Annotated in this window: 13 protein-coding genes; 4 read left to right on the top strand and 9 right to left on the bottom strand. The window is 53.1% G+C overall.

Going from position 1 to position 23,115, the window contains the following annotated elements; all coding sequences use genetic code 11:
• Positions 1-3: 3 nt before the first annotated feature.
• A complete protein-coding gene (locus tag Q1A48_RS07670; RefSeq protein WP_299943061.1) occupies positions 4-1,023 on the bottom strand; it encodes a class I fructose-bisphosphate aldolase in 1,020 nt (339 codons plus the stop codon).
• A 39-nt stretch (positions 1,024-1,062) separates the two neighbouring features.
• Positions 1,063-2,709: a glycerol kinase GlpK gene (gene glpK / locus Q1A48_RS07665; protein ID WP_299943059.1), complete on the bottom strand. Its 1,647-nt coding sequence runs from the start codon at positions 2,707-2,709 to the stop codon at positions 1,063-1,065.
• Positions 2,710-3,668: 959 nt separating this feature from the next.
• On the opposite strand from glpK, the gene Q1A48_RS07660 reads away from it, so the two are divergent.
• The 4 genes from Q1A48_RS07660 to Q1A48_RS07645 all read left to right on the top strand — a co-directional run bounded on the left by Q1A48_RS07660 (position 3,669) and on the right by Q1A48_RS07645 (position 15,084).
• Positions 3,669-4,184 carry a sigma-70 family RNA polymerase sigma factor gene (locus Q1A48_RS07660; protein WP_299943057.1) on the top strand — a complete coding sequence of 172 codons (516 nt, stop codon included), beginning with the start codon at positions 3,669-3,671 and terminating at the stop codon, positions 4,182-4,184.
• Between the two features lie 1,421 nt (positions 4,185-5,605).
• Entirely contained in the window at positions 5,606-8,857 is a 3,252-nt protein-coding gene (locus Q1A48_RS07655; protein WP_299943055.1) for a TonB-dependent receptor, read from the top strand.
• A 91-nt stretch (positions 8,858-8,948) separates the two neighbouring features.
• On the top strand, positions 8,949-13,376 hold the full coding sequence (locus Q1A48_RS07650) for a hypothetical protein (protein ID WP_299943053.1): 4,428 nt from the start codon (positions 8,949-8,951) through the stop codon (positions 13,374-13,376).
• A gap of 463 nt (positions 13,377-13,839) precedes the next feature.
• Positions 13,840-15,084, top strand: a complete 1,245-nt coding sequence (locus Q1A48_RS07645; RefSeq protein ID WP_299943051.1) for a hypothetical protein — start codon at positions 13,840-13,842, stop codon at positions 15,082-15,084.
• 443 nt (positions 15,085-15,527) lie between these two features.
• On the opposite strand, the gene Q1A48_RS07640 is transcribed toward Q1A48_RS07645, so the two are convergent.
• From Q1A48_RS07640 to Q1A48_RS07610, 7 genes are all read right to left on the bottom strand, one after another.
• Entirely contained in the window at positions 15,528-16,010 is a 483-nt protein-coding gene (locus Q1A48_RS07640) for a regulatory protein RecX (RefSeq protein WP_299943049.1), read from the bottom strand.
• On the bottom strand, positions 16,011-17,045 hold the full coding sequence (gene recA / locus Q1A48_RS07635) for a recombinase RecA (RefSeq protein ID WP_299943047.1): 1,035 nt from the start codon (positions 17,043-17,045) through the stop codon (positions 16,011-16,013). It lies immediately after the preceding gene.
• Positions 17,046-17,211: 166 nt separating this feature from the next.
• Positions 17,212-17,727 (bottom strand): CinA family protein, encoded by a 516-nt coding sequence (locus Q1A48_RS07630; protein WP_299943045.1) that lies wholly within the window; start codon positions 17,725-17,727, stop codon positions 17,212-17,214.
• Positions 17,728-18,193: 466 nt separating this feature from the next.
• Positions 18,194-18,934, bottom strand: coding sequence for an SDR family NAD(P)-dependent oxidoreductase (locus Q1A48_RS07625; protein ID WP_299943043.1), 741 nt, complete (start codon positions 18,932-18,934; stop codon positions 18,194-18,196).
• Between the two features lie 31 nt (positions 18,935-18,965).
• Entirely contained in the window at positions 18,966-21,026 is a 2,061-nt protein-coding gene (locus Q1A48_RS07620; RefSeq protein WP_299943041.1) for an aminotransferase class V-fold PLP-dependent enzyme, read from the bottom strand.
• A gap of 233 nt (positions 21,027-21,259) precedes the next feature.
• Positions 21,260-21,664, bottom strand: coding sequence for an NUDIX domain-containing protein (locus Q1A48_RS07615; RefSeq protein ID WP_299943039.1), 405 nt, complete (start codon positions 21,662-21,664; stop codon positions 21,260-21,262).
• 40 nt (positions 21,665-21,704) lie between these two features.
• The gene (locus Q1A48_RS07610) at positions 21,705-22,817 is read right to left on the bottom strand and encodes a phospholipase A (protein ID WP_299943037.1); all 1,113 of its coding nucleotides are present in this window, start codon (positions 22,815-22,817) and stop codon (positions 21,705-21,707) included.
• Between the last annotated feature and the right edge of the window lie 298 nt (positions 22,818-23,115).

The raw sequence follows: 23,115 nt of genomic DNA, 5'->3' as shown, positions 1-23,115 counted from the left end.
AGATTACTCCTCGTGCTCCAGGTTATCGTGGTACTGACCCAACATGGCGAGGTGGTTCAAGCGCGCCCGCCGCACCAAGGCGTCCTGCGCAGCCCCAATATACTCCTCCCGGCCACACCAGGCCGCCAGCGCCGGCTGCTGCAGGGCCCGGCCATAGGAAAAGCTCAGTTGCCAGGGGGCATTGCCAATTTGATTCAGGGCATTGAGATTGGCGGTGGCTTCCTCGGGGCTCTGCCCGCCGGAGAGAAAGTGAATACTGGGCACCGCCGCAGGCACTGCGCGCCGCAAACTGCGCAGGGTGTACTCCGCAACCCGTTGCGGCTCCGCGCGGTCGCACTCCGATCCCGGAGTTACCATACTGGGTTTAAGCAACATCAGCTCCAGTATAACGCCATGTCGACTCAGGGCGTGAAAGACGGTATGCCAGACCCGCTCATTGACTTCCGCACTGCACTCAATACTGTGATTCCCATCCATCAGGACTTCCGGCTCTACGATGGGCACAACGCCCTCACACTGGCAGATAGCGGCATAGCGGGCGAGCACCTCGGCATTGGCATACAGTCCCAGTTCGGTGGGATTTTCCGGACCCAGGGGGTACACCTCGCGCCACTTGGCAAAACGTGCGCCCTGTTTTTTGTACCCCCGCAACCGCTCCCCGAGGCCGTCCAGCCCGAAAGTGATCATATCCCCGGGAGCGCCGGGCAGCGGTCCCTTGCCTCTGTCGACTTTAATACCGGGCAGGATTTTTTGTGCCGCCGCCCTCTGTGGCAACGGAATACCCTGATCATCACACTGGCCAAGGGTTTCCTCAAACAGAATCACTCCACTGACAAACTCTCCCAGCCCCTCGCTCGCTAGCAGGGCCGAACGATAACCGCGTCGGTTCTGCTCCGTTGACGCAACCCCCACTGATGCAAAGCGCTTGGCGATGGTGCCATCACTTTCGTCCGCAGCGAGAATGCCCCGCTGGCCATCAACCAATTCGGCAATGGTCGCTTGCAATTCACTCTGAGCTGTCATTTGGACACCTCCCGCTGTGTAAAAGACACGCCATTTCCCTTAAAATGCCTGACAGGCAGAGACCGCCCGCTTCCAGCCAGCCAGCAAAGACTCCCGCTTGGGCGCAGCCATCGCGGGCAGGAAGTCCCGATCTATTTCCTTCAGGCATTCCGGCAATCGCCGGGATTGCCACAGCCCGCTGCCAATGCCCGCCAGAAGTGCGGCACCTATCGCGGTGGACTCTATCTGCCTGGGGCGCTCCACACGCAATGCGGAGATATCCGCCTGAAACTGCATCAAAAAATTATTCACACTGGCCCCGCCATCCACGCGCATATGGCTGATGGGCAGGTCCAGCGCTTCGCTCATCAGGCGCACCAACTCATCACTCTGATAAGCAATGGATTCGAGCGTAGCCCGCACCAGCTCAGCACGGCCGGCACCGCGACTCAATCCACAGATTGTGCCGCGCGCCAATGGGTTCCAATGGGGCGCACCGAGCCCACTGAAGGCCGGCACCAGGTAGACACCGCGGGTATCGGGAATACTTTGTGCAATTATCTCGGTTTCCGCGGCCTGCTGAATCAAGCCCAGTTCATCGCGCAGCCACTGCACCGCAGAGCCGGCAGTAAATACCGAGCCCTCCACAGCATAAGCCGGGGCGCCATGGACATCACAGGCTACTGTCGCCAGTAGCCCCTGAGGTAAAGCAGGTGGCATCTCCCCGGCAAACGCCAGCATAAAACAACCCGTGCCATAGGTATTTTTGATATCCCCGGGATGGATACAGCCCTGGCCAAACAACGCCGCCTGTTGATCGCCAGCCACCCCGCAAATGGGTGCATCAGTGCCAAGGAACGCCTTGGGGTCGGTATCGGTAAAGTAGCTCGCAGATGGCCGTATTTCCGGCAGTATGGATTCCGGGCAGTCGAACAGTGCCAGCAGTTCCGGGTCCCAGTGTTTTTGTGCCAGGTTGTATAGCAGAGTGCGGCTGGCATTGGTGTGATCGGTAAGATGCGCGCAACCACCACTCATTTTCCAGATCAACCAGCTATCCACTGTACCGAAACAAAGCGCACCGCTGCGGGCACGAGCCAGCAATTTCGGATTCTGCCGAAACAGCCATAGCAGTTTGCTCGCGGAAAAATAGGCATCCAGCAGCAGGCCGCTGCGTTCACGCAGCCACTGGGAATTTCCCGCTGCAACAAGCTCCGCGCAGATTTCTGCAGAACGGCGGCACTGCCATACGATCGCCGGGTGCACCGGTTCCCCGGTGTGCCGGTCCCACAAGATGGTGGTCTCCCGCTGGTTGGTGATCCCCACAGCTTGGATATCCGATGCACGGATACCGGCGCGCTCTAGCGCTGCGCTGCACACAGACAGTGTAATCTGCCAGATTTCTTCGGCGTTTTGCTCAACCCAGCCCGGTTTTGGATAGTAATTGGAAATTTCCGCATAGCTGTAGCCGATCTGGGCACCCCTGCTATCGAAAACAAAAGCTGTCGTGCCCGTGGTGCCCTGGTCGATGGACAAGATCATAATGTGTCCCGTGATTATTGTTCTGGCGCTCTGTATCCCGTGGCGCGTTTCTGTAAAGGTATCATTCTCCAGCCGCCCCCTGAAAAGAATATAAGCCCAATGACTTGTCGTCCAGCACCGGACAATGCTATCCAGCGGCAGGTCCAGATGGCTCGGTAACTCCGGCACGACTCACTTCTTCATCTGCCGAGCCTGGGTATGCACTGAGGAATGCCAAGTATCCGCACCGACACTGTAACTGTGCAGGCTCAAAAAATAATCGCCAAACGCTCAACAGCAACCCAGTGATCGCAAGTTGTTGCGGATTCCGGCGAAAGCACAATATCCCCCGCCGCGTTAGCCGTAGGCCCCACCTGGAATGTTTACAAAGCCCTGCTCAGACTGGTGATTGGAAATGGAATAGACAATCGAACAGAGCATCACCGCAAGGACAATTTTCCCGCCAGCTTCCACATTAACCAAAATCCGAGCTGATCCTAGTCAGCAATGGGCCTGCCAGTCGCAAATAAGGGCTTGAGCTGGGTTGATGGAGGATGCCGAGTTTGAACGAGACAGTTTGACTTCCGGGAATACCGCAGCTTCAAAGAGTAAACTGCAAAATTGGTACAAAAGTCTTACCTCTCTCTATATTGATTACCCAGGGAGACTGAGATGCTTTGGTATAAGCGTAGCCGCTTATCATTACCTAAAATCCAATTTGTTTTTCGGGCTTAGACGACATGCAGAATACACCGCCACGAGTTTAGGTCGATGCAAACATTGAAAATAAAAACCAATTCATAAAACAGTAACGATATCCAAAGATCATTCATGTCGTAGGGTATGCTCGACCTGGCGCACCGAAAAGGTTGTCAAATTATAGAAACCAATCAGCAGGTATCTAAGGGGCCGGATAAGTCCCGACAAATACTCTCTTTGGTGATAATCTCTCGCAGAAAAGAAATCCCATCAAGGATACACGCCCCAACAACCTGCTCATAAGTTCCTAATAAATACTCTATTTAATGGACAATCTTGTCGCAAAACCGCATCGAATCCACCTTTCTTCCGATAGCGGCAGACAAAGGATGACTCCAGAGGGAATGAGGCACATCCAGATGTCAAATGAATGACCGCACGGAAGTAGAATGAAAACACAACATTCGGATTTCACCAATGAAAGGATTTTTCTACAACTTGTGAAAGAAAGGTCTAAATTATTGATTTTTATTAGAAAGCGAGTGCGCAATACACAGGAAACCGAGGATGTTTACCAGGAAGCTGTCACCCGATTGACCAAACAAATTAACGAGAACGAAAGACCAGACAACCCTGTCAGCTACCTGTATCGAATTGTGATCAATATCATCAATGATTCCCTGAGGCGAGGGGATACGTTTGCAATGGAATTGCTCAGTGATGAAATTACCTGCCAGGACCCTCAGCCGGAAGAGAGGGTGAGTGACCAGCAGCGTTTCGCAATTTTTGTCAAGCTACTTAGTAAGCTGCCGGTAGTCACTCGAAATATCATTGTTATGCGAAAGTTACAGGGGAAGAGCAATATTGAAATAGCTGAGCAAACCGGAATTTCCGCAAAAGCCGTAGAGAAGAAACTCAATCGTACCCTTAAGAAAATTGAGCGCAACATGGAAGACCATTTCTAACCCCAGAAGAAAAACCGAAACTTAATGTACGATGGGAATATCATTATGTGCAGTCGAGTATTGCTCAGCCAAAAAGAAGAGCAAAAAAATATGTCATGATTAATTCATAGTGCAAATAAAACCGCAAGATCAAACAATCCCCAAAATCTGAGAGAGTTTGATATCTGATTAAAGACCAATCCCGCCAGATATGAAATGGCGCGAAGGATAGAAAAAATCCGGAATCATACAGATTTTGAGCGGGCGCTTCTACACATAGAGTGAATTTAGAAAAAAACTTCGGGCCGCAATATAATATCTCCCACATCCTTAGACCGGACAATAATAAAAGATACAGGTTGCATCGTTAATGAACCTTCTGGGCACAGATAAAATTGATCCGACAGGAAAAACCATCACCAGCTTGACTCGGAACAAGCCAACAAACCAACTCTGTACCTCACTATGAAGGCCGAGATCCAAGCTTACTGAAATTGACTCTTTGCATAGCTGTCACAAGTCTTGATTCCGTATACAGCCTTCCACAAAAGTCATCTTTTGTAAAGATGAAGACATAAAGAAGGTATATCCTGCCAAAAGCAATATGAATTGAGTGCCAACCAAAAAAACCTGATCTAGTCACAACTGGGTGTGGACCAGAAAGAAGCAACTGGGAATCCTGTGGCACTGCCGGAAGCAGACAGATCCATATAGCTGTTACTATACCTATGGGCCCGACCTATCCACCTTGGTCGCTTCAGGAAAAAAAGTACCTCAAGGGAAAATCACTTCCGCACTACGACTGCACGTCAAATGCAATCTGCTAGGATCAACAGCGAAATCACGGATTCAGAATTCCTGCATCCGCTCGCCAAACTGTGCCTCTTGAACCTTGGGGCAATCCCATAACAATCAGACAAAAATACACCTTTTGGCACCACAATCTACATTAAAGTTGTCTGTTTTACGACTCCTCTACTATCCAGATGGTCTGTTTCAGTAGCACCTTTGAAGCTTACCTCGCTCTCTGTTTGAACTGTCTTTCACATTGTCCGGGGTCATCAATTTTCAGGCAGTTACTTGATGGTTTATCACTTTAAAAATAATGGCACTGATTTAATGCTTTAAAGCACTTCTGTAAGCAATCTGTAACATAAATATGTTTACGTATTTTACAACTTAACGATTTCTCTGCTTACTATTTTGAACAATTTGCTTGCCTGCCAGCTAGAGCATCTTTTACCTGTGTTTCTACAAAATTTTCACCAAAATTTAATTTTTTAGTTGTCGCCCAGAAAAATATTTGGCGTCTTTGCAGGGGTTGGTTATTGTTTCAATGCCTGAACCCTGCTCGATAGCTGGTGTTGAGTTATGACTGTTTGAACAGTGCGGGAATTACAGGCGTGCTATCAGGATTTTATTTTCATGAGTAGGAGTATGATATGAGATTAAACGTTTCCAAAAGGTTGCTGTGTGTCGCTATTGGCATGGCTGTTGCTGGCCAGCTACAAGCTGCGGGGCTGAAGCTGGATTTATATGTTGATGCTGAGCCCGCCGGGCAAATCGAGATATTGCTGAATGGCGAGCATCTGAGCTCAAGTGACGCTAGAGGTTCCTTTTGGAGTGGCGCGATTCCATCCGGTCGACACCAGCTACAATTGGACCTTGGAAAAGAATCGGAAACTTACGCCTTTACCGTGGCAGAAGATGAAGCAGCCCTGGTTACCATCAACACCGACTCCGAGACCGGGCGCAGTGTAAAATCCATTCAGAAGATGGCACTTTCAGCCGTGGATGAGCACGGTTTTTCATCGAAAACCTTCCGGTCTGAAAACCTGGCGCCAGGGGTTATTCAAGGCAGGGTGTGCGCGCTTGATCGGGAGCAGCCACTGCGCAATGTGGCGGTTACGGTTATTGGTAGCGGTCAGCATGCGGTTACAGACCGCTATGGTAATTTTGAATTACAGCTCGCCCCAGGCAGCTACCAGCTGCAACTGGAACACCCCGACTACCAAACAGCCCAACTGAACGCGCTCCGGGTACTGTCAAAAATCAACCTGGCCCTGGATGTGCAGCTCTCCACTGCCGATGTATTTCCCGGTGAGGGGGAGGGCACACTGGAAGAGGTACAGGTTTTTGGCCGCTACCTGCCAGGCAATCCTATTCAAATTGAGCGGGTGTCTTCGTCGGTTGTCGACAGCATTGATTTCACCCAAATAGCCCGTTTCGATGACTCCATGGTAAGCAGCGCGCTCAAGCGCGTGGTAGGAGTAACCCTTGAAGAGGATCGATTTCCCATTGTGCGCGGTATGAAAAGCCGCTACCAATCCACGGATTTTAATGGAGCGCTTCTACCCAGTACCGACCCGGCGCGGCGCGACCTCCCCCTGGATATCTTTCCCGCTGGCATTATGCAGGGCCTGAGTTTGCAAAAAAGCGCCTCGGCAGATGTGCCCTCCAGCGCAACCGCGGGGCATATCTCCATGCGTACCAAAGAAGCTTCAGAGGAGGGATTCTTTCGGGCTTCTTACTCGGCAAGCCACGGCGATATGCATGGGGATGACCTTTTGATGTCCAGCACCGAGGGGAGCCGGGACTGGCTAGGTATGGATGATGGCACGCGTGAGTTACCGGATGAGCTGAATCTGACCCTGGGGAAGTACTTAGATCTGGATTCGAACAGCAATGATTATGGTGGCTTTGATGAAGAAGCCATTCAAAGGATAGCTCAGAGTTTACCGCACAATGCGATTGAAATGGGTGAGGCACAAATTGACTCCAGCATCAGCTTTAGCGGCGGCAACAGCTGGGATATCGGCGAGCAGAACTTTGGCTTTATCGGTGCGGTGCGTTACTCAAACAAATGGAGTAACAACACCAAGCAGAACACCCGCTACGGTATAATCAGGGAAGAGTTGAATATTGATTCTATTGTGGAGACCCATGATACCAATAATGTCATTGACCTGAGTGCCATGTTAAATATGGAGTGGAATATCAGTGATCAGCACCGCCTGGGGCTGAATAATATTGCATTGCGCCACACCACCAATTCTGCTGAATTATCAACACACCACGCTGCGCCGTCGTCTTTAAAGGGGGCCCTATCCGAAAATAAAATTGAGGAAATCAAAGCCAATTTAAACCTTGAAAAATTCCTGTACCAGAATGTGGACTGGATCGAAGAGCAGCTTTTGAGCCACCAACTTTGGGGAGAACACAGCTTCTCCTTGTCATCGCGCGGCAACTGGATGAATTATCTGGGCGATCTTGAAGTCCAGTGGCAATTGATGGAGTCAAATAGTGAATATGATCGTCCAAATGCAACTCAATATACCTTTCATAGAACGAGCGGCAATAGCTATCAAATAGCAGCGACAAACAATTTACAGTATAACCTTTATGAAAGAATGGAAGAGGAATCTTCTGGGTATAAGTTGGATATTGCCCTACCGATAGAGGGTTTAAACTGGCCCTCTCTGCTATTAAAGGGTGGTCTTTTAACTATGCAGAGGGACCGGGATGGAGCTTATCAATTTTATACACTTAAAGGGGCCGATGAACTTGCTACCGAAATAAAAGAAAACCCTGATCCGCGTGTAATTTATGCTCCCGGGAATATTGCTGGCAGGCCCGGAGTTGGCGCCATATATTTAACTATCGGTAGTATTAATCCAGGCTTTGATACTGGGTTTACTGGGAACAGCTATATTGCCGAGCAGGATATTAGTGCAAGATATGGTTTGGTAGAACTCAATATTGTAGAAAGATTAAAGATTAATGTAGGGGTGCGAAAAGAAAAATATAATTTTTCCGCAGAGCAATATATGTACACTATGGAGCCTCTTGTTGAGCTTTTTGATAAAGAGCGCACCTCCCCTTCGGTAAGTGTTACCTATCTATTGAATGACCAGTGGCAACTGCGCACCGCTTATTCCGAAACTGTCAGTTGGCCCGAGATTTACGAGATAATGCCCCGCGTCTTCTCTGATGTGGAAACCCTGGAGCGATATTCAGGGAACCCGGAGTTAAAACCCGCGGATATAGACAATATTGATATACGCCTCGAGTGGTATCCCTCGGAGTCGGAATCCATTACCCTGGCCTATTTTACCAAGGATATGATTAATGCGATCGAAAACCGCTTTGCCAAGAGCGGGGAAGTGTTCGATTACTATACTTTCGACAATGCAGAAAAGGCGGAAGTCTATGGATGGGAGCTAGATCTGCGCCGGGAGTTCACCCTGGGGCGGGACCAGGGGCACGAAGTCTTTGTGCAGCTTAATTACGCCGACATTCATTCAGAGGTAGAGACAACCGGTGGACCTGATTTATTTCCGGTGCTGATAAAACGTGGATTGCAGGGGCAGCCTGACTATGTCACCAACCTGCAGCTGGGCTATGACCATATTGACAGCGGTCAGGAAGTTACCCTGGTCTTTAACCGCAAGGGCAAGGAACTGGCCATTGCAAACCCGGGTTCGGAAAAAGTGCCATCCGATGTCTACGAGCTGCCCTACAATGATCTGCGCCTTATTTACAAGAAAAATTTCTTAAACGGATTGTCTTTGTCTGCCTCCATAGACAACCTGCTGAATGAAGAGCACCAAATGGTGTACGACGGCTATAACACGCCCTATTTAAACTATTCCAGCGGCCGCAAGTTCAAACTGAAGGCCAGCTATAGCTATTAAAGAGACAGAAATTTACGCTGAATTGATATAACTGGTGAACGGGTGTAACTGCACCACTTACCAATTTCCAAAAGACCACTTGGATGGAATTATGTCTAAGAGAAATGATTGCGCTATTGATACTATCCGCAAACAAATTCCCGATCGATTGGGGGCTTCCTTGCACAAGCGCTTGATATTGTTGGGGAGCGCCCTGCTGTTGGCGGCCTGTAGCGGCGAGTCTTCCGATGAAATTGCACAGGAGCAGCCACTGGATTTGTCCCTGCAGCAGTGTGAGCTGGCACAGGGCGGGATAGTGGGTACCGCCATCGATCCGATAATGGTTGACGGTGTTGAAACCCAGGCCTGCCTGCTGAATACGAACTTTGGCCAGTCGGGGAAAATTAAACTGAAAACCAGCCACCAGTATGAACCCCTAGCCTGGGTACTGGATGGTGTTTACGACATAGGCCAGAGCAAACCCTATGCAACGCTGGCAGAGATACAGGCCGACGAGGTTGTTGATGTCTCAGGGGCAGGATCGCTCGTCTATGCACGGGAGGGCAGCATGGCCGTGGTTCATCGCAATGCCCGCCTCAGTATTAATATTGAGTCTATTGATGACAACCGTTCCGGTGGCGGTGAGTGGGGCGGTGTTGTGGTGAACAGTATTGGTTATCATCCAGGCTGTGGCGACAACACAAGTAACGAAAACTTCTGCAATATTCAAGGGCCCTGGGGTTACTACGGCGGCTTGTCCCGATCCGACACTCGCTATGGGCCTGCTGTGCTGACCGGCAATGCTATCGATGGTGGCACCATTCGAACTGGTTTTCTTGGCTATGTGGCCGAGGCCGGGGGGGCCACAAAGAATAACCGCCCACTGGAGGCCGCCGTTACCATTAATGCGCCACACTTCGCGCAAACCCAATCGCCACAAGGCGTTCTGTACAGTGCGAATACAGGCCTGGAACTCAATGGCGGCGCATTGCGGGCAAGCATTTATGCAATGGGCAACCAGGGACATGCGATTCACTGGCACAGTGGATTTGGCGGAAAAATAGGCAATGATCGCATTATTTATCACGATAGTGACATAGCGGCCCTGAAGGGAGAAGCCAGCAGCCCGGCAATGCAAGAGGAACCTGGCGTTCAAATTGATCGGCTGACAGTGGTGGATAAAGCCCTGACCGCGGCCAAGGCGCTCGAACTTTCCGGGGGCGGGGATATTGCCGTAGAGCACTTTGTGGTACAGGGGTTTAATACCTGCTTGAGTATTGCCGACCCGACAACCCGGGTAGCTCTGGGCAACAGTGTGTTGTACTGCGATAAAACCAGCCGGGCGATGGGAGATGAGCCCGACTATGCCGAGCCACTGCTCTCTCAGGGTGAGAATAACTATACCCTGAATCCGGATTTAAAACCTGATCTGGCACTGGATAACGCGGCTATTCAGAGGGTTACGAATGCACGGCTCAGAAGTTCATCAGCAGTAGCAGTGTTAAAACGTTACGATTTCCGCCTGCTGTACGAACCCTGCTTTGGTGTGGGTACACCCCTCGATGAAACCGTCGATATCGGGCCGAACACCTACAGCATTTGCGAATTGCAGGGCCAGGTAAACAGCGACCTGTATTTTGATGAGGATATCAATGATGCGTTTGTGGCCTGGCGCCTGAAAGGGCCGGTAACCTTTGGCAATGCACTGGCAGCCCTGAGTGTTGAAGAACAGGTGGCCCACTTGCAGCAGCCGAAAAAAGTGATTTTGGATGGAGACTCCAAACTGCTGCTGGATGCCACTTCTTCACTGACCTTTCATGCGGATGTTGCCCTGAGTATGCGAGGCAGTGCAGATGACCCGGTAGCGCTGGCAGCCCGGGATGCCGAGGTGCACTGGGCCGGGATAACCATTAACGGCCTGGACAACCAGTGTGCCAGTAAAACGGCCTGTGCCCTGGCCGCCCAACCCAGGGTCAATATCCATTACCTGCGTCTGCTGAATGCAGGTAATGGCCAGCCGGCCCTCAAACTCCAGCATGTAGGTACCGGAGCTGAGTTCAACCACCTGGATATTACCAACTCCCAGTCCGATGGCCTGGTCCTGGATGGCGGTGCAGTGAATATCGATTGGCTCCTGGTTTCGGACGTAAAAAATGACCTGGTCAGCTGGGCGAACGGCTATCGCGGCACGCTGCAATATGCCATTTTACAGCCGGGAGACATGTCCAGCGGCCATGCCATACTGGGCCGCAATAATCCCGCAGATCACAATGCCACACCGCGCTCGCGCCCGGTTATGGCGAATATCACCGTACAAGGCGTGGAGAGTTCAGATACCGCCATTTTGCTAGAGGATGGCTCCGGCCTGTTGCTCTACAACTCCGTGGTGACAGAGTTTGCCACCTGCCTGGATATCGATAACCCGGCCACCTCAAATCTGCAGTTCAGCGACCCGCTGGAAATCTATTTCGACAATGTGGTGCTGGATTGTGGCCGTACCGTTCCAGATGAAGACGAAGACGGCGGGCGCGATTTTGCCACCGCCACTCAGGGGCTCAGCGGTGTGTACGAAGTGGCTGCGGTACTGGACAGCAACTTTGTCGCCACCGGTGGCGATATTCCCGGCATCGACACCGGGATTGATCTCACCCTGGCCGGCGACGCCGCCCGCTACCTGGAAGCCAATGTGGGCTATATGGGCGCTGTACTGGATTCACGGGACAACTGGTACCAGGGCTGGAGCGACTCTGTGGCAGTATTGCTGGCCGCCGAATGTGACTATAAAGGTGTGCTGGAGAAGGATTATGTATACATAAATAAAACTATATACATACCGGAAATAGGAAGAAACGTGTATTCCTACTTTAAGGTCTGCGGCCTGCGGGGCACGATTACCGAGGACTTTATCTTGAATGCCTTTACCGGCAAAGACCGGGTGGCTTTTGAAGACGGGCACCAGGTGAATGAAGAGGTCTATCCAGGGTATTTTCTGGAACGGGACCCGGCACCCACCCTATGGCTGATAAACGGCCTGGTCAGGGTCGGTAAAGGGCATCTGGCAATTACCGATACTGCTCAGGTGGCGGCGATGAAGGCCGATCCGGTAACCCTGGGAATGGAAGCTTCCAGCATCGTGATGGTTGCCAAGGGCGGCGTCCTGCATATTACCCGCGGCGGCGCCCTGGAAGTGATTGGCGATGTCAGCCTGACCAATGCGGAGCGCGATGGGGATGCCGCCGGGCCAGTGAATCTGGTGGGCTTAATTGCTAACGCCAACCCTAGTTTTTCTGCAGGCTATCCCTTGAACCTGAAGGTGGGCACCTGGGCCGGTTTGATAATCGATGGCTTTGCACGCAACAACCAGTGCCCGGAGGCCATGGCGGAGCCCGGCAGCCGTGTCTGTAATATCCAGGGGGAGTACGGCTACCACGGCGGTTATGATGACAACCACAGCAATGTGAATATTGAAAACCTGCATCTGCTGCAGGGCTCGCTTCGCCTGAACAGCGTCGGCCGCGGCGGTAAGATTGAGAATCTGTACTTTGGCCTGGGGGGGGATATAAATCAGATTCCTCGTACACCCGCGGCCTGGGGCAGTGAGAACGTTGGCCGTGCGGCGATCGATATCAACGGGGGTGTGGTAAATTTACGCAATATACATATCCGTACAAGTGTGCCCGGTAATAGTCTTCGCTGGAATCACGGATACCGGGGCACTATGCAATCGGTTTTTATTGAGGATAGCGGATTTGCCAATCCCTTCGGTTCTTCTCAAGAGGAATTTTTCAGCACACTTATCCAAAAAGCGGGGGGGTGGTATGATTACCCCACGATTTCCGGGCACAGTGGCGATCCAGATGCACTGCCGCGCTCCATGCCCACTATAGCCAATCTTTCACTACACAGAGCGGATTCGCTCATGCTTTTTGACCCCACGGCCCCCGGTGTCACAACCACGGCGCTGGAACTGCTCAGTGGGAGCGGCTTGTTTTTACACAATAGTATTGTTGGTGCTGACAGAGCGAATGATATTTATCTTCCGGGCTTGTTTGGTGGCCCTCCACTGGTAGTTGACCAATGTATCTCTTTTGGCGAGGGCGTTGCATCGCTACTGGGGGAGGGTATTATTTTTGATCAGGTGGCCTTTGCCTGTAAGGAACTGTCCCAGGACCCAAACCTGGCGAACCAGATTGACAGTCACTTTCGTACTCAAGCAGTCAATAACCAAGCCGGTACTGTGAGTAACACCTCTACTATTCCACTACCGAGCCAGGGGAATAGTGATATTTATTATTCTGACTGGGTGTTTAGTTTTTATGGAGAGTTTTCTTTTGATGAGATCGACGACGTCAGCTCGTTTAGCGAGTGGCGCAGTCTCTATCCGGCAACCAATTTGATCAATCTGGGTAAGACCGAGACCGATTATACCAAATCCGAATCTGCTGACATGAATTTCTTAACAGATAGCCCCTTCTTAGGGGTCAGTGACTATTTTATTCCCATCAATGCCGGAGAGGAAATTTTTGGGGAAGATTATTAATCCGACAACCATATAGTTCTGTATGGAATCTATTCTGGCAAGATAGGGCGCCTCATCATACAGAACCATATGACCACGGAGTTTATAGAGTCACACTCTTAACAAGGATTTCCCAACAAGGCCGGCAATTGCCGGCCTTGTTTTTGCTTGCAAGGTATTCATACAGTTTCATCCAGATATGGTAATTTCAGGCAGTTATTTGTAACACTATGGTCATCACCTGGCTGCTTTATGTTATAAAATTTAATGTCTCCAACCTATTTTTCACCGTCATTGGATTTCTTTTTATTCTTTTTTGTTCTGTTTTTTTTGTAAAAATAAAAAAAAGAATCTAAAGGTTATGTTTGACTGAAATGTGGCTCGGTTAAATTGTCATGGCCTGGCAGAGTGTTAGAAGCCGGGAGTGGTAAACAAAGCAGTATTTATCAAGTTACAATTTAACGTTGATTAGGTGGAACTTGTGATGAAAAAGGTAATGACTTCCATTGCGCTGATGGCTTTGGCTTCAGCTTCTTATGCGGATACAAATTTGGGTCTCGATGCATTTTGCAACTCTAATGGTACCTTTCAAGGTACAGTAATCTTTAATGGTACGAATTATTTGCGCTGTGATCTTCCGGCCTCTATAGCGGTAAACGATACGGTCGTGCTTGCCAAAAACAGTACTCTATCACCCTTACCAATTGTATGGGCACTGCCCGGTATTGTTTTGGTGGGTAATGGCCACCTCCAGAACGCCAACCCCAGTACGGCGGATAAGACTGTACTGAAGATAGAGGCGGGTGCACAGATCGCCGGTGCGGTAGACAGTAACTCCGCGCTGGTCATTACCCGCGGTGCGCAGATTGATGCCCAGGGTAACAATAGTGATCCCATCGTATTCTCCTCTATCGATAACGATTTGACAGGTTCCGGTGAGTGGGGCGGATTGGTGCTGGCGGGGTATGGTGAAAGCAATGCCTGCCCCAATGCTAGCGGGCAAGACCTGTGTGAAATGGAAGGTGTTGCCTCGGCCTATTACTACGGTGGCGGGAAATACCTGGACGAAACCATGAGCAGCGGCACCCTGGAGTATGTGGTAATTGCCGAGGGTGGTCATGAAGTGGCTGTAGCCAGTGAAATCAATGGCTTGACGCTCTACAGCGTGAATAGCAGCACCAGCATTAATAATGTACATATTCACAATAACCAGGACGATGGCATTGAGTTTTTCGGTGGCGATGCCGCAGTTGAGAACCTGTGGCTGACTTGCAACCAGGATGACAGCGTGGATTGGGACGAAGGATACCGCGGATCTCTGAACAATGTGAGTATTGCCCAGGGAGACAATGCCGACCACGCCTTCGAACTGGCCAACAATCCGGACTCCGCAACTGCCGCACCCATTGCACGCGGTGTTGTTACCAACGTCACCGTTGGCTTTGTGGGTAGCACGGCTGGCTCTGCCGATGTTCCCCTGAAGCTCAAGGAAGGCACCGATGCCTACTTTGAAAATGTGGAGATTCTCGGCTATACCGGGCAGGCTTGTAACGATACCTCCAGTGCTATTGGCAGCAGCTCTACTCCCTATACCGGCGATGTCTTCAATACCATGGAGTACGATTGCACCCGAGTCACCGATAACACCAGCTATATGGCGCTGCCCGGCTCTGCCTCAGCCACGGGTTTTAGCTCTGCCTCCTTCTGGAATGCCCCTAATTGTGATTAAAAATTCAGGTTTGTTGAGTTTTTCTTTTGTCAATTAGGTAGCGTGTTTTGTAAGTCTGAGAAAAGCCGGCACCCGCCGGCTTTTCTTTACGTCTTATGGAAGCACACCCCCGCCAACGACGATCACCCCGATTTTCCGGCTGGATTTACTGTTTACTCTTGGGCTGAAGTATAGATCCAGACATTGTTATCTTTTTACCGATTATTCAACCGGCAATTCATCTCTATGGATTCATAATCGCAGATTATATTTGCCAGTGGGATTGATGGACGCCGGCATTCTTCTGTCTCATCACCTGACGCATTTCTCCAAAATTGGGCCTCGGTGTGCCCTGGTGCGAAGAATCTGTTACACCCTTCAGGTGCAACACTCCAACGGCGAAATCGGTATAGGGGTAATGGCTGGCAGGTGGTTATATATCGATCAAAAGGAGTGATCTATGCTTATTGACCATTCAGGGCCCAACTGATCACATCCGCCGGAAAACCGCGATAGGCCAGATAACGCTGGCGCCGTGCACGCTCCTTTGCCCGCTGGTCCAGTGGCATCGCGCTGATGGGCGCGGGATATTTTCGCTGTAATTGTTCCTGTGCGAACTCAAACCAGTCCACCTCGACCTGCTCCAGAGCGCTGGACGCCAGCTCGCCCGTGATGCCGCGCTGTTGCAGCTCCCGACGAATGCGCAGGGGTCCCTGGCCACGCTGGACTCGGGCCCGGACAAAGACCTCGGCAAAACGCCGGTCCGACTGGTAGTTACGTATTTGAAGGTATTCGAACAGTGCATTGAAATCGGCATCGGGAAATCGACCCACCAGCTTCCGTCTCAGCTCCAGGCAGGAATAATCGCGGCGGGCCAATAACGCAAGCGCCGCACCAAACAGCGCTTGCGGCGGATTGGCGGAGGGCTCCTCTTGGGAAGACGGCATTTACTCCTGCGGGAGTTCCGCAGCCTCTTCGGAACTGGCCTGGACCAAATCGCCCAGCAGTTGCGCACGCAGCTGATCTTCGATCTCACGGCGGATATCCGGATTCTCGCGCAGGAATCGAGTGGCATTGGCCTTGCCCTGGCCGATTTTGTCGCCCTTATAGCTGTACCAGGCACCAGCCTTATCCACCAGACCCAGCTTAACGCCGTTATCGACTATCTCGCCGATTAGGTTAATGCCTTCGCCATACAGAATCTGAAACTCGGTCTGCTTGAACGGCGGTGCCACCTTGTTCTTCACCACTTTCACACGGGTTTCGTTACCCACCACTTCATCGCCGTCTTTTACAGAGCCGATGCGGCGGATATCCAGCCGCACAGAGGCGTAGAACTTGAGCGCGTTGCCCCCGGTGGTGGTTTCCGGGGAACCGAACATCACGCCGATCTTCATGCGGATCTGGTTGATGAAAACACACAGGGTATTGGTGTTCTTGATGTTGCCGGTGAGCTTGCGCAGGGCCTGGGACATCAGACGGGCCTGCAGGCCAACGTGGGTATCGCCCATTTCGCCTTCGATCTCGGCACGTGGCGTCAGGGCCGCCACAGAATCCACCACCAGCACATCCACAGCACCGGAGCGCACCAGCATATCCGCCACTTCCAGGGCCTGCTCACCGGTATCCGGCTGGGAGACAATCAGCTCATCGACGTTGACGCCGAGTTTCTCGGCATAGATGGGATCAAGGGCGTGCTCCGCGTCCACAAAAGCACAGGTGCCGCCTTTGCGCTGGGCCTCGGCAATCACCTGCAGCGTCAAGGTGGTTTTACCGGAGGACTCCGGGCCATAGATTTCCACGATACGGCCGCGCGGCAGGCCGCCAATGCCCAGGGCTACGTCCAGGCCGAGGGAGCCGGTGGAGATCGCAGGAATGCGCTCGCGCTCCTTGTCCCCCATACGCATCACTGTGCCCTTGCCAAACTGGCGTTCAATCTGCGACAGCGCCGCCTTCAGTGCCTTGTCTTTATTGGCATCCATGATCATTCCCGCATTTCGAAGCGTGTTGATTGGTGGCAAGCTTAACCAAGGATTACTGTATAGGCAACCAGTTATTGCGCAACGACCAGGTTCAGTGACCATCTTGCAGAGGGTGGTTCTTAAGGGCACCTACCACAGGCGATTTGGATTGGCTTTAGAGGCGGCCCTAGTACAGATGCTCAGACAGTATGACCAGCATGCCCTTGAGCGCCTCTACCACTGTCTGCACTTGTACGGCTGTGCGATCCCCCTGGAAATGAAAGCAGCTGGCATCGATCTGAACCGGCTCCTGCCCTTCCACATGGGCCCAGGCAATCCAGACTGTGCCCACAGGTTTCTCTTCCGTGCCACCATCGGGGCCGGCGATACCGCTGACCGCAACAGCCAGATTGGCATCCATCATCGCCAGCACCCCACAGGCCATCTGCCGTGCCACCGGCTCACTGACAGCGCCAAACAACTTCAGGTCTTTGGCATCCACGCCCAGCACACTGTGCTTGATACGGTTGGCGTAACTCACCATCGCCCCGTCAAACCAGTTGGAGGCTCCCGCCACCGATGTGATTGCCGCAGCGATCGCCCCTCCCGTGCAGGATTCCGCCGAAGTCACGCGCCAGCTGCGTTTTTCCAACGCCACACCCAACTGCCGAGCCAGCCGGGTGATGTCCCCATGATCCACCATCTTGTTTCCTGCTATCAAAACTATTGGGCTGAAAAATTTTCACCCAGGGAACTTCCCCCATATAGATACATTAGCGACAACCCGGCCGATTGTATATTCCATACCGGCCGACCACGACAGTCACTAGAAACTGGCCATATCCACTAGCGAAAAATAAAAATGCCTACGCCTGAACAGGCAAACGGAAACCCAATCATATCCAGAACCTCCATAGGCAGACTGCCGGTGCAGACACTTGCGCTTTTACTTTTGTGGCATTTTTAGAGAAAAAGGACTGATGCTGCAGTTATTAATGGCACGACAATTAAAAAAGTATTCTACACCCTATCTCATTGTCGCCTCTGGGATACCGGCGGAACGGTGCAGAGCTGCTTGTAACTCAATGCCTTATGGCAATCGGACCCAGCCCCTGAACCCTCGCATGAGGATTGCTTTTCCCGGCAGCAAACCGGGACGACGCTCCTCTTCACCAGGGTAGCTGACTACCATCCCAAAACAGCAATTGCCCGGTATCCGCGGGGCCAAGTTGTTCCAGCACATCCATTATTCGCCGGGCACTCAATACTGCGCTGTAGAGTTTGCCGGGGGCAAGATTGCTCTGGAAAGGTTTGGAGAGAGGTGTATCGGTTGTACCCGGATGAATCGCTACCACACAGCTGTTTTCCAACCGGCGCCCCCACTCAATAGACAGATTCCTGATCAGCATATTCAGTCCCGCCTTACTGATGCGGTAGCTATACCAACCGCCCATCTGGTTGTCACCGATACTGCCCACCTTGGCAGACAGGGAGGCCCACAACAGCGGCTGCCGGCGCTGGAGTTGCCGGTCCAGGGCCTGGGCCAGGTGTAGATGGGTGAGCAGATTGATGCGTATGGATTGCATCAACCAGTTATCGCCGCACTGAGCCAGGGATTTTTCCGGTCCGTGGATTTTATCGTGCAGCAGCCCGCAGCAGTTGATCACCCAGTGGGGGGGTGCGGAAAATTCACACAGAAAATGTTCGATGCTGCCAATGGCATCGGCCTGGTCGAGGGAGACGGACAGGTGACGGCGTTCACCGGTGTGGCCGGGCACCCGCTCTCCTGTGCCGCGGCTCAAGGTCAGCAGGGTAATATCGGCAGAGCGCCGAACCAGTTCGGCACCGATGGCCTTTGCGATACCGCCGGCGGCGCCCGCCAACAACACGGTTTTGGGTTGCTCGAACATACCGGCCTCCGTGCCGGATTCAATCCTGTATCTATTTGCCTGCCTTGTTGGCAGTGGATTTTTTGCCCTTTGTATCCGCACCTGCGGATACCGTCTTGACCACCCGCAGCATGGGCTCGTCGGAGCGGAAAATCAGGCCGTGGATCTCCGTGGTGTTCTGCCCCTGTAACAACTGCTGCAGGAACTGCACGATCTGCGCGGATATCTCCTGGCCTGGCACCAGCACGGGAATGCCCGGCGGATAGGGCACAATCTCATCGGCACTGGTGCGCCCGATCAGCTTTTGCGTGGCCTTTGTGCCATTGTCCATCAGCGGCAGTTCTTCGGTCTCGGCAAAGTAGGCGTCCGCCGGCAGACAGGTGAAGCGGGTAAACTCCGGCAGACGCCGCGGTGCGCCCACATGAATACGCCGGTGGGTGTTTCCGGCCAGCTGCTTAAGGGCGTGTATCAAGCGCAACAACTTGCTCTCGGTGCTGCCCAGAGTGACCAGTACAGTGATGGTATTGTAGGTGGTCTTCTCCACCTGGATACCATACTGGTCAAACAGTTTGATCTGCATCTCATTGCCGGAATAACCGCTGCAGGAAATATCGATGGTCACCTTGGTGGGGTCCAGGCGGATATTGTCGCCGGCCAGAGGCTTGGCGATCAGGTCGTCGCGGGTCAGGGCGCGGAATACTCCGGTTTCATTGACCGCGCGGCGCAGGGTCTCCACCATTTGCAGGCACTGCTTGAGGCGGCCATACCCCTCCATTGCCATCTGTTTGCGCGCCACATCGAGGCTGGCAATCATGGCGTACTGCGGGCTGGTGGAGGCGTGCATATTCAGGTTTTCGCGGAAGCGGAACTCGTCGAAATCCGGGTCCTGTACATGAATCATACTGGCCTGAGAGAAGGCCGACAGCATCTTGTGGGTGCTCTGAGTGACATAGTCGGCACCGCACTCCAGTGCGGTGGGGCGCAGCTCCGGGTGGAAGAAACTGTGGGCAAACCAGGCTTCGTCCACCAGCACTTTGACCCCGCGCTGGTGGGCGTAGTCGATAATCGGTTTTAGATCGTAGCGCAGGCCATCGTAAGTACAGGAAGTAATGACCAGCAGGCGCGCATCGCTGTGTTCATCCAAAGCCACTTCGATGTCGGCACGCTTCACCGGGCCGTAGATACCGAATTCCGGGTGCAGCACCGATTTCAGGTAAACCGGTTCGCAGCGGTTCATCACAATCGCGTGGTGTACCGACTTGTGACATGCCTGGTCGACGATAATCTTGCCACCGCCGCCGAGGATCTGCTGAATCACCACCTTATTGGCCGTGGAAGTGCCATTGGTGAGGAAGAAGGTGTGACGTGCCCCGAATGCCTGGGCGGCCAGGTCCTGGGCTTCCTGGATCACCGAGTGGGGCTCCAGTAGGCTGTCCAGCACCTGTACCGACACCGAGAGGTCGGTATTGAACACATGCTCCCCCATAAAGCGGTAGAAGTCCCCCACCCAGGGGCTGTTGCGCAGGCTGTCGCCACCGGAGTGCCCGGGGGTGTGCCAGGCATCGCGCGCGGAAAACACATAGTCTTTCAGGGTGTCGGCAAAGGGGGTCGAAGCGCGGCGGGCAATAAACGCCTGCACCAGACGGAACATGTGATTGAAGTTGCCCTCGCGGCGATCGAACAGTTCGTCAAAACGGCGGTGCAGACTGGCCAGGGCCCCGCCACTGGGTTCGCCAGCCAGGGGTGCGGCACCGGCGACCGCGCCGTGGGCCACCAGGAAAATATTCAGTTGTGAGCGAAGCGCGTGAATTCGCCCGGCGAGTACATCGGCCGCTTCCAGCCCGTCGGTATCGCTGCCGCCATCCACAATAACGGCCTGTAGGCAATCCGCTTCCCGCGCCAGGCTCTCGATATCCGTCGGTGCAACCGCTTTAAAGGCCAGTCCAAAGGGGTTGTCGTGCCGGGCGGCGGTGTCATTCAGGGCTCTGACCCAATCCCCCGCCAGTTTGCTGTCAGCACTGACCAGAGCCACGTAACATTCCAGCTTCTGCGCGTCATCATTCAGGTTGCCCGGTGCAGGCATCTTCAGTTCCAATCCCATCATCTCATCCATCAGCATAGCCCGCGCGTTGCCCAGGGCTGTCGCTTTATCTTTTTAACTAATTGATTTTATTTACTTTTATGGGTACTCCGAGAAAGGCGGAGGACCGGGAATTGTGTGGCTTCAAGGCCAGAGGGCAGATACTAAAGGAGGCGGCGCGGGAATTCCTCAGTGCACCGGCATTTGGCGAAAATCGCCAAATACAAGCAGATTACCCATATCTATCGCCAAGAAAATTTAAAAGGCTAGAACTTATCGCTATGCACATGACCTTCAAATTCCAGGCAGTCCCTGACCCTGCGCCGCTGTACTGCAGAGAGCTTTTCCAGCGGAAAATACGCCATCTCGGAGTGCTCTTGAGAGAGGACGATAGGCCCCTGCCCGACGAGGCGGGCACGAAAGATAAACACATGGGCATTGTAGACTCGGTGATAGTAGACGCCGCTCAGGTAGTCGATATAGACATCCCGGCCCAACTCTTCACGGCATTCCCGCCGCAGGGCTTCATGGATGGTTTCACCGGGGTCCAGGGCGCCGCCGGGCAGCCCCCAGCTGCGGTTGGCATAGGTGGCCAGCAGTTGCAGTATCTCGCCAGAATCGTTGGTAATTACCGCGTGAGCACTGAGGCGGTAACAGTCTTCAAACCCCATTGATTCCTCCCGAAGCCGGCCGGGGCTGGGCCCGATCCGGCTAGAAACCCTGGGCCAGGGTAAAACCGAAACCCAGTGTCTGTACTGACTCATCGTAGTCGATCAGGCTTTCCCCATAGCCATTAAAATAACGGAGGTAGCCATCCACCCGGTTGCCCAGGGGGAAGCTCCAGGTCAATTCGACGGCGCCGCGGCTGTCGCTGCGCAGGTTGTTGCGCAGCACCATGGCCACTGTATGGTTGCCATCGCGATACCGGCCACTCAGCTCGAAATGGCCCAGATAATGCTCGATATCCGGATTGCCGTCATCCTCGCGGCTCTCCGGTACCCGATACCAGGGCTTGAAACCGATAGAGAAGTTATCCCGCTCGAAAATAAAATTGGCGTAAATCCGGTTCCAGCTGCGCGAATAGGGTTCACTGCGGCCGTTGGATTGGTGGTTGAAGGCAATCTGGTTGGCCACGTTGTGCCAACCGAATAAATTCCAGTTATTGAGCCAGGTCAGTATCAGCTCGGGCTCGTGATTGGTTTCGCGAAACGGCGAGGAGCCACCGGAGTTATACGCCTGCCAAAAACTGCGATTGGTGTAGGCCACACTCATAAACGAGGCGCTGCCGAGAAAACCACGCCACACGGGGACCTGTACCGAAAGCTGGAACTGCACCTCAATATTTTCCAGGTCAGCGTCCTTGGTCCCGCCCTCGATCCCAGCCAGGCTACCGGCCTGTGGAGACGGGTTGTAGACGATGGGCAGCAGGTAGTTCGCTTTGTGGGAGGCCAGCGTAAAGGGGTTATCGGCCGCTTCCCGGATTGCCTCGGCGCGGCCACCAAGCAGCACTGCATCCCTGGGCATTTTGTCCAGGTATTCCTCAAGTACCAGCCCCGGCTTCATTGCCCCCGTCTCCGGGCCCAGGCGTGTGCGCACTCTGTCGGCACAGAACCGGCGTATTTCCCCCAGAGTGCTATCGGCAGAAGAGACCAGCAGTTGTGCGAGCAGGCACTCCCCGTACAAGTGCTGTTCCCGCGCCTGAGATTCCGCTTCGCGGACTTCACCATCACTGGCCCATGCAGTGTTGAATGAAAACTGGGCCGCCAGCAGCAGGTAAATGATCAACCGGACTGGATTGCGGGTATTGGAGCTGGCGCAGAGCAAAAGGCACCCCCCTTGGCACAGTAATAGAGTGGCGTAATTTTACACCGATGCGCTGGGAAAATCCTGCCCGCCGATTCCTGCGGCACACTAAAAACCCGCAGGTTCGCCCACCTACCCTCGCTGCGGGCAGCCGCGACCATTGCATAAAAATTCAGGGAAAGTTGCAACAACGCAGGGAGCCGTGGCGGTGCCGAGACACCCGCTACGCTCCCATTCAGTCGGCTGGGGTTCAAGGGGTAACCGAAGTGGTGATGTGCACCATCGGCAATCGAGGAGCGCAAATTGAAAGGTTCTGGGT

The sequence above is a fragment of the uncultured Microbulbifer sp. genome, from assembly GCF_947489355.1.
Taxonomy (GTDB): domain Bacteria; phylum Pseudomonadota; class Gammaproteobacteria; order Pseudomonadales; family Cellvibrionaceae; genus Microbulbifer.
Note: the sequence above shows the minus strand (reverse complement) of the source record. Positions and strands in the feature narration are given on the sequence as shown.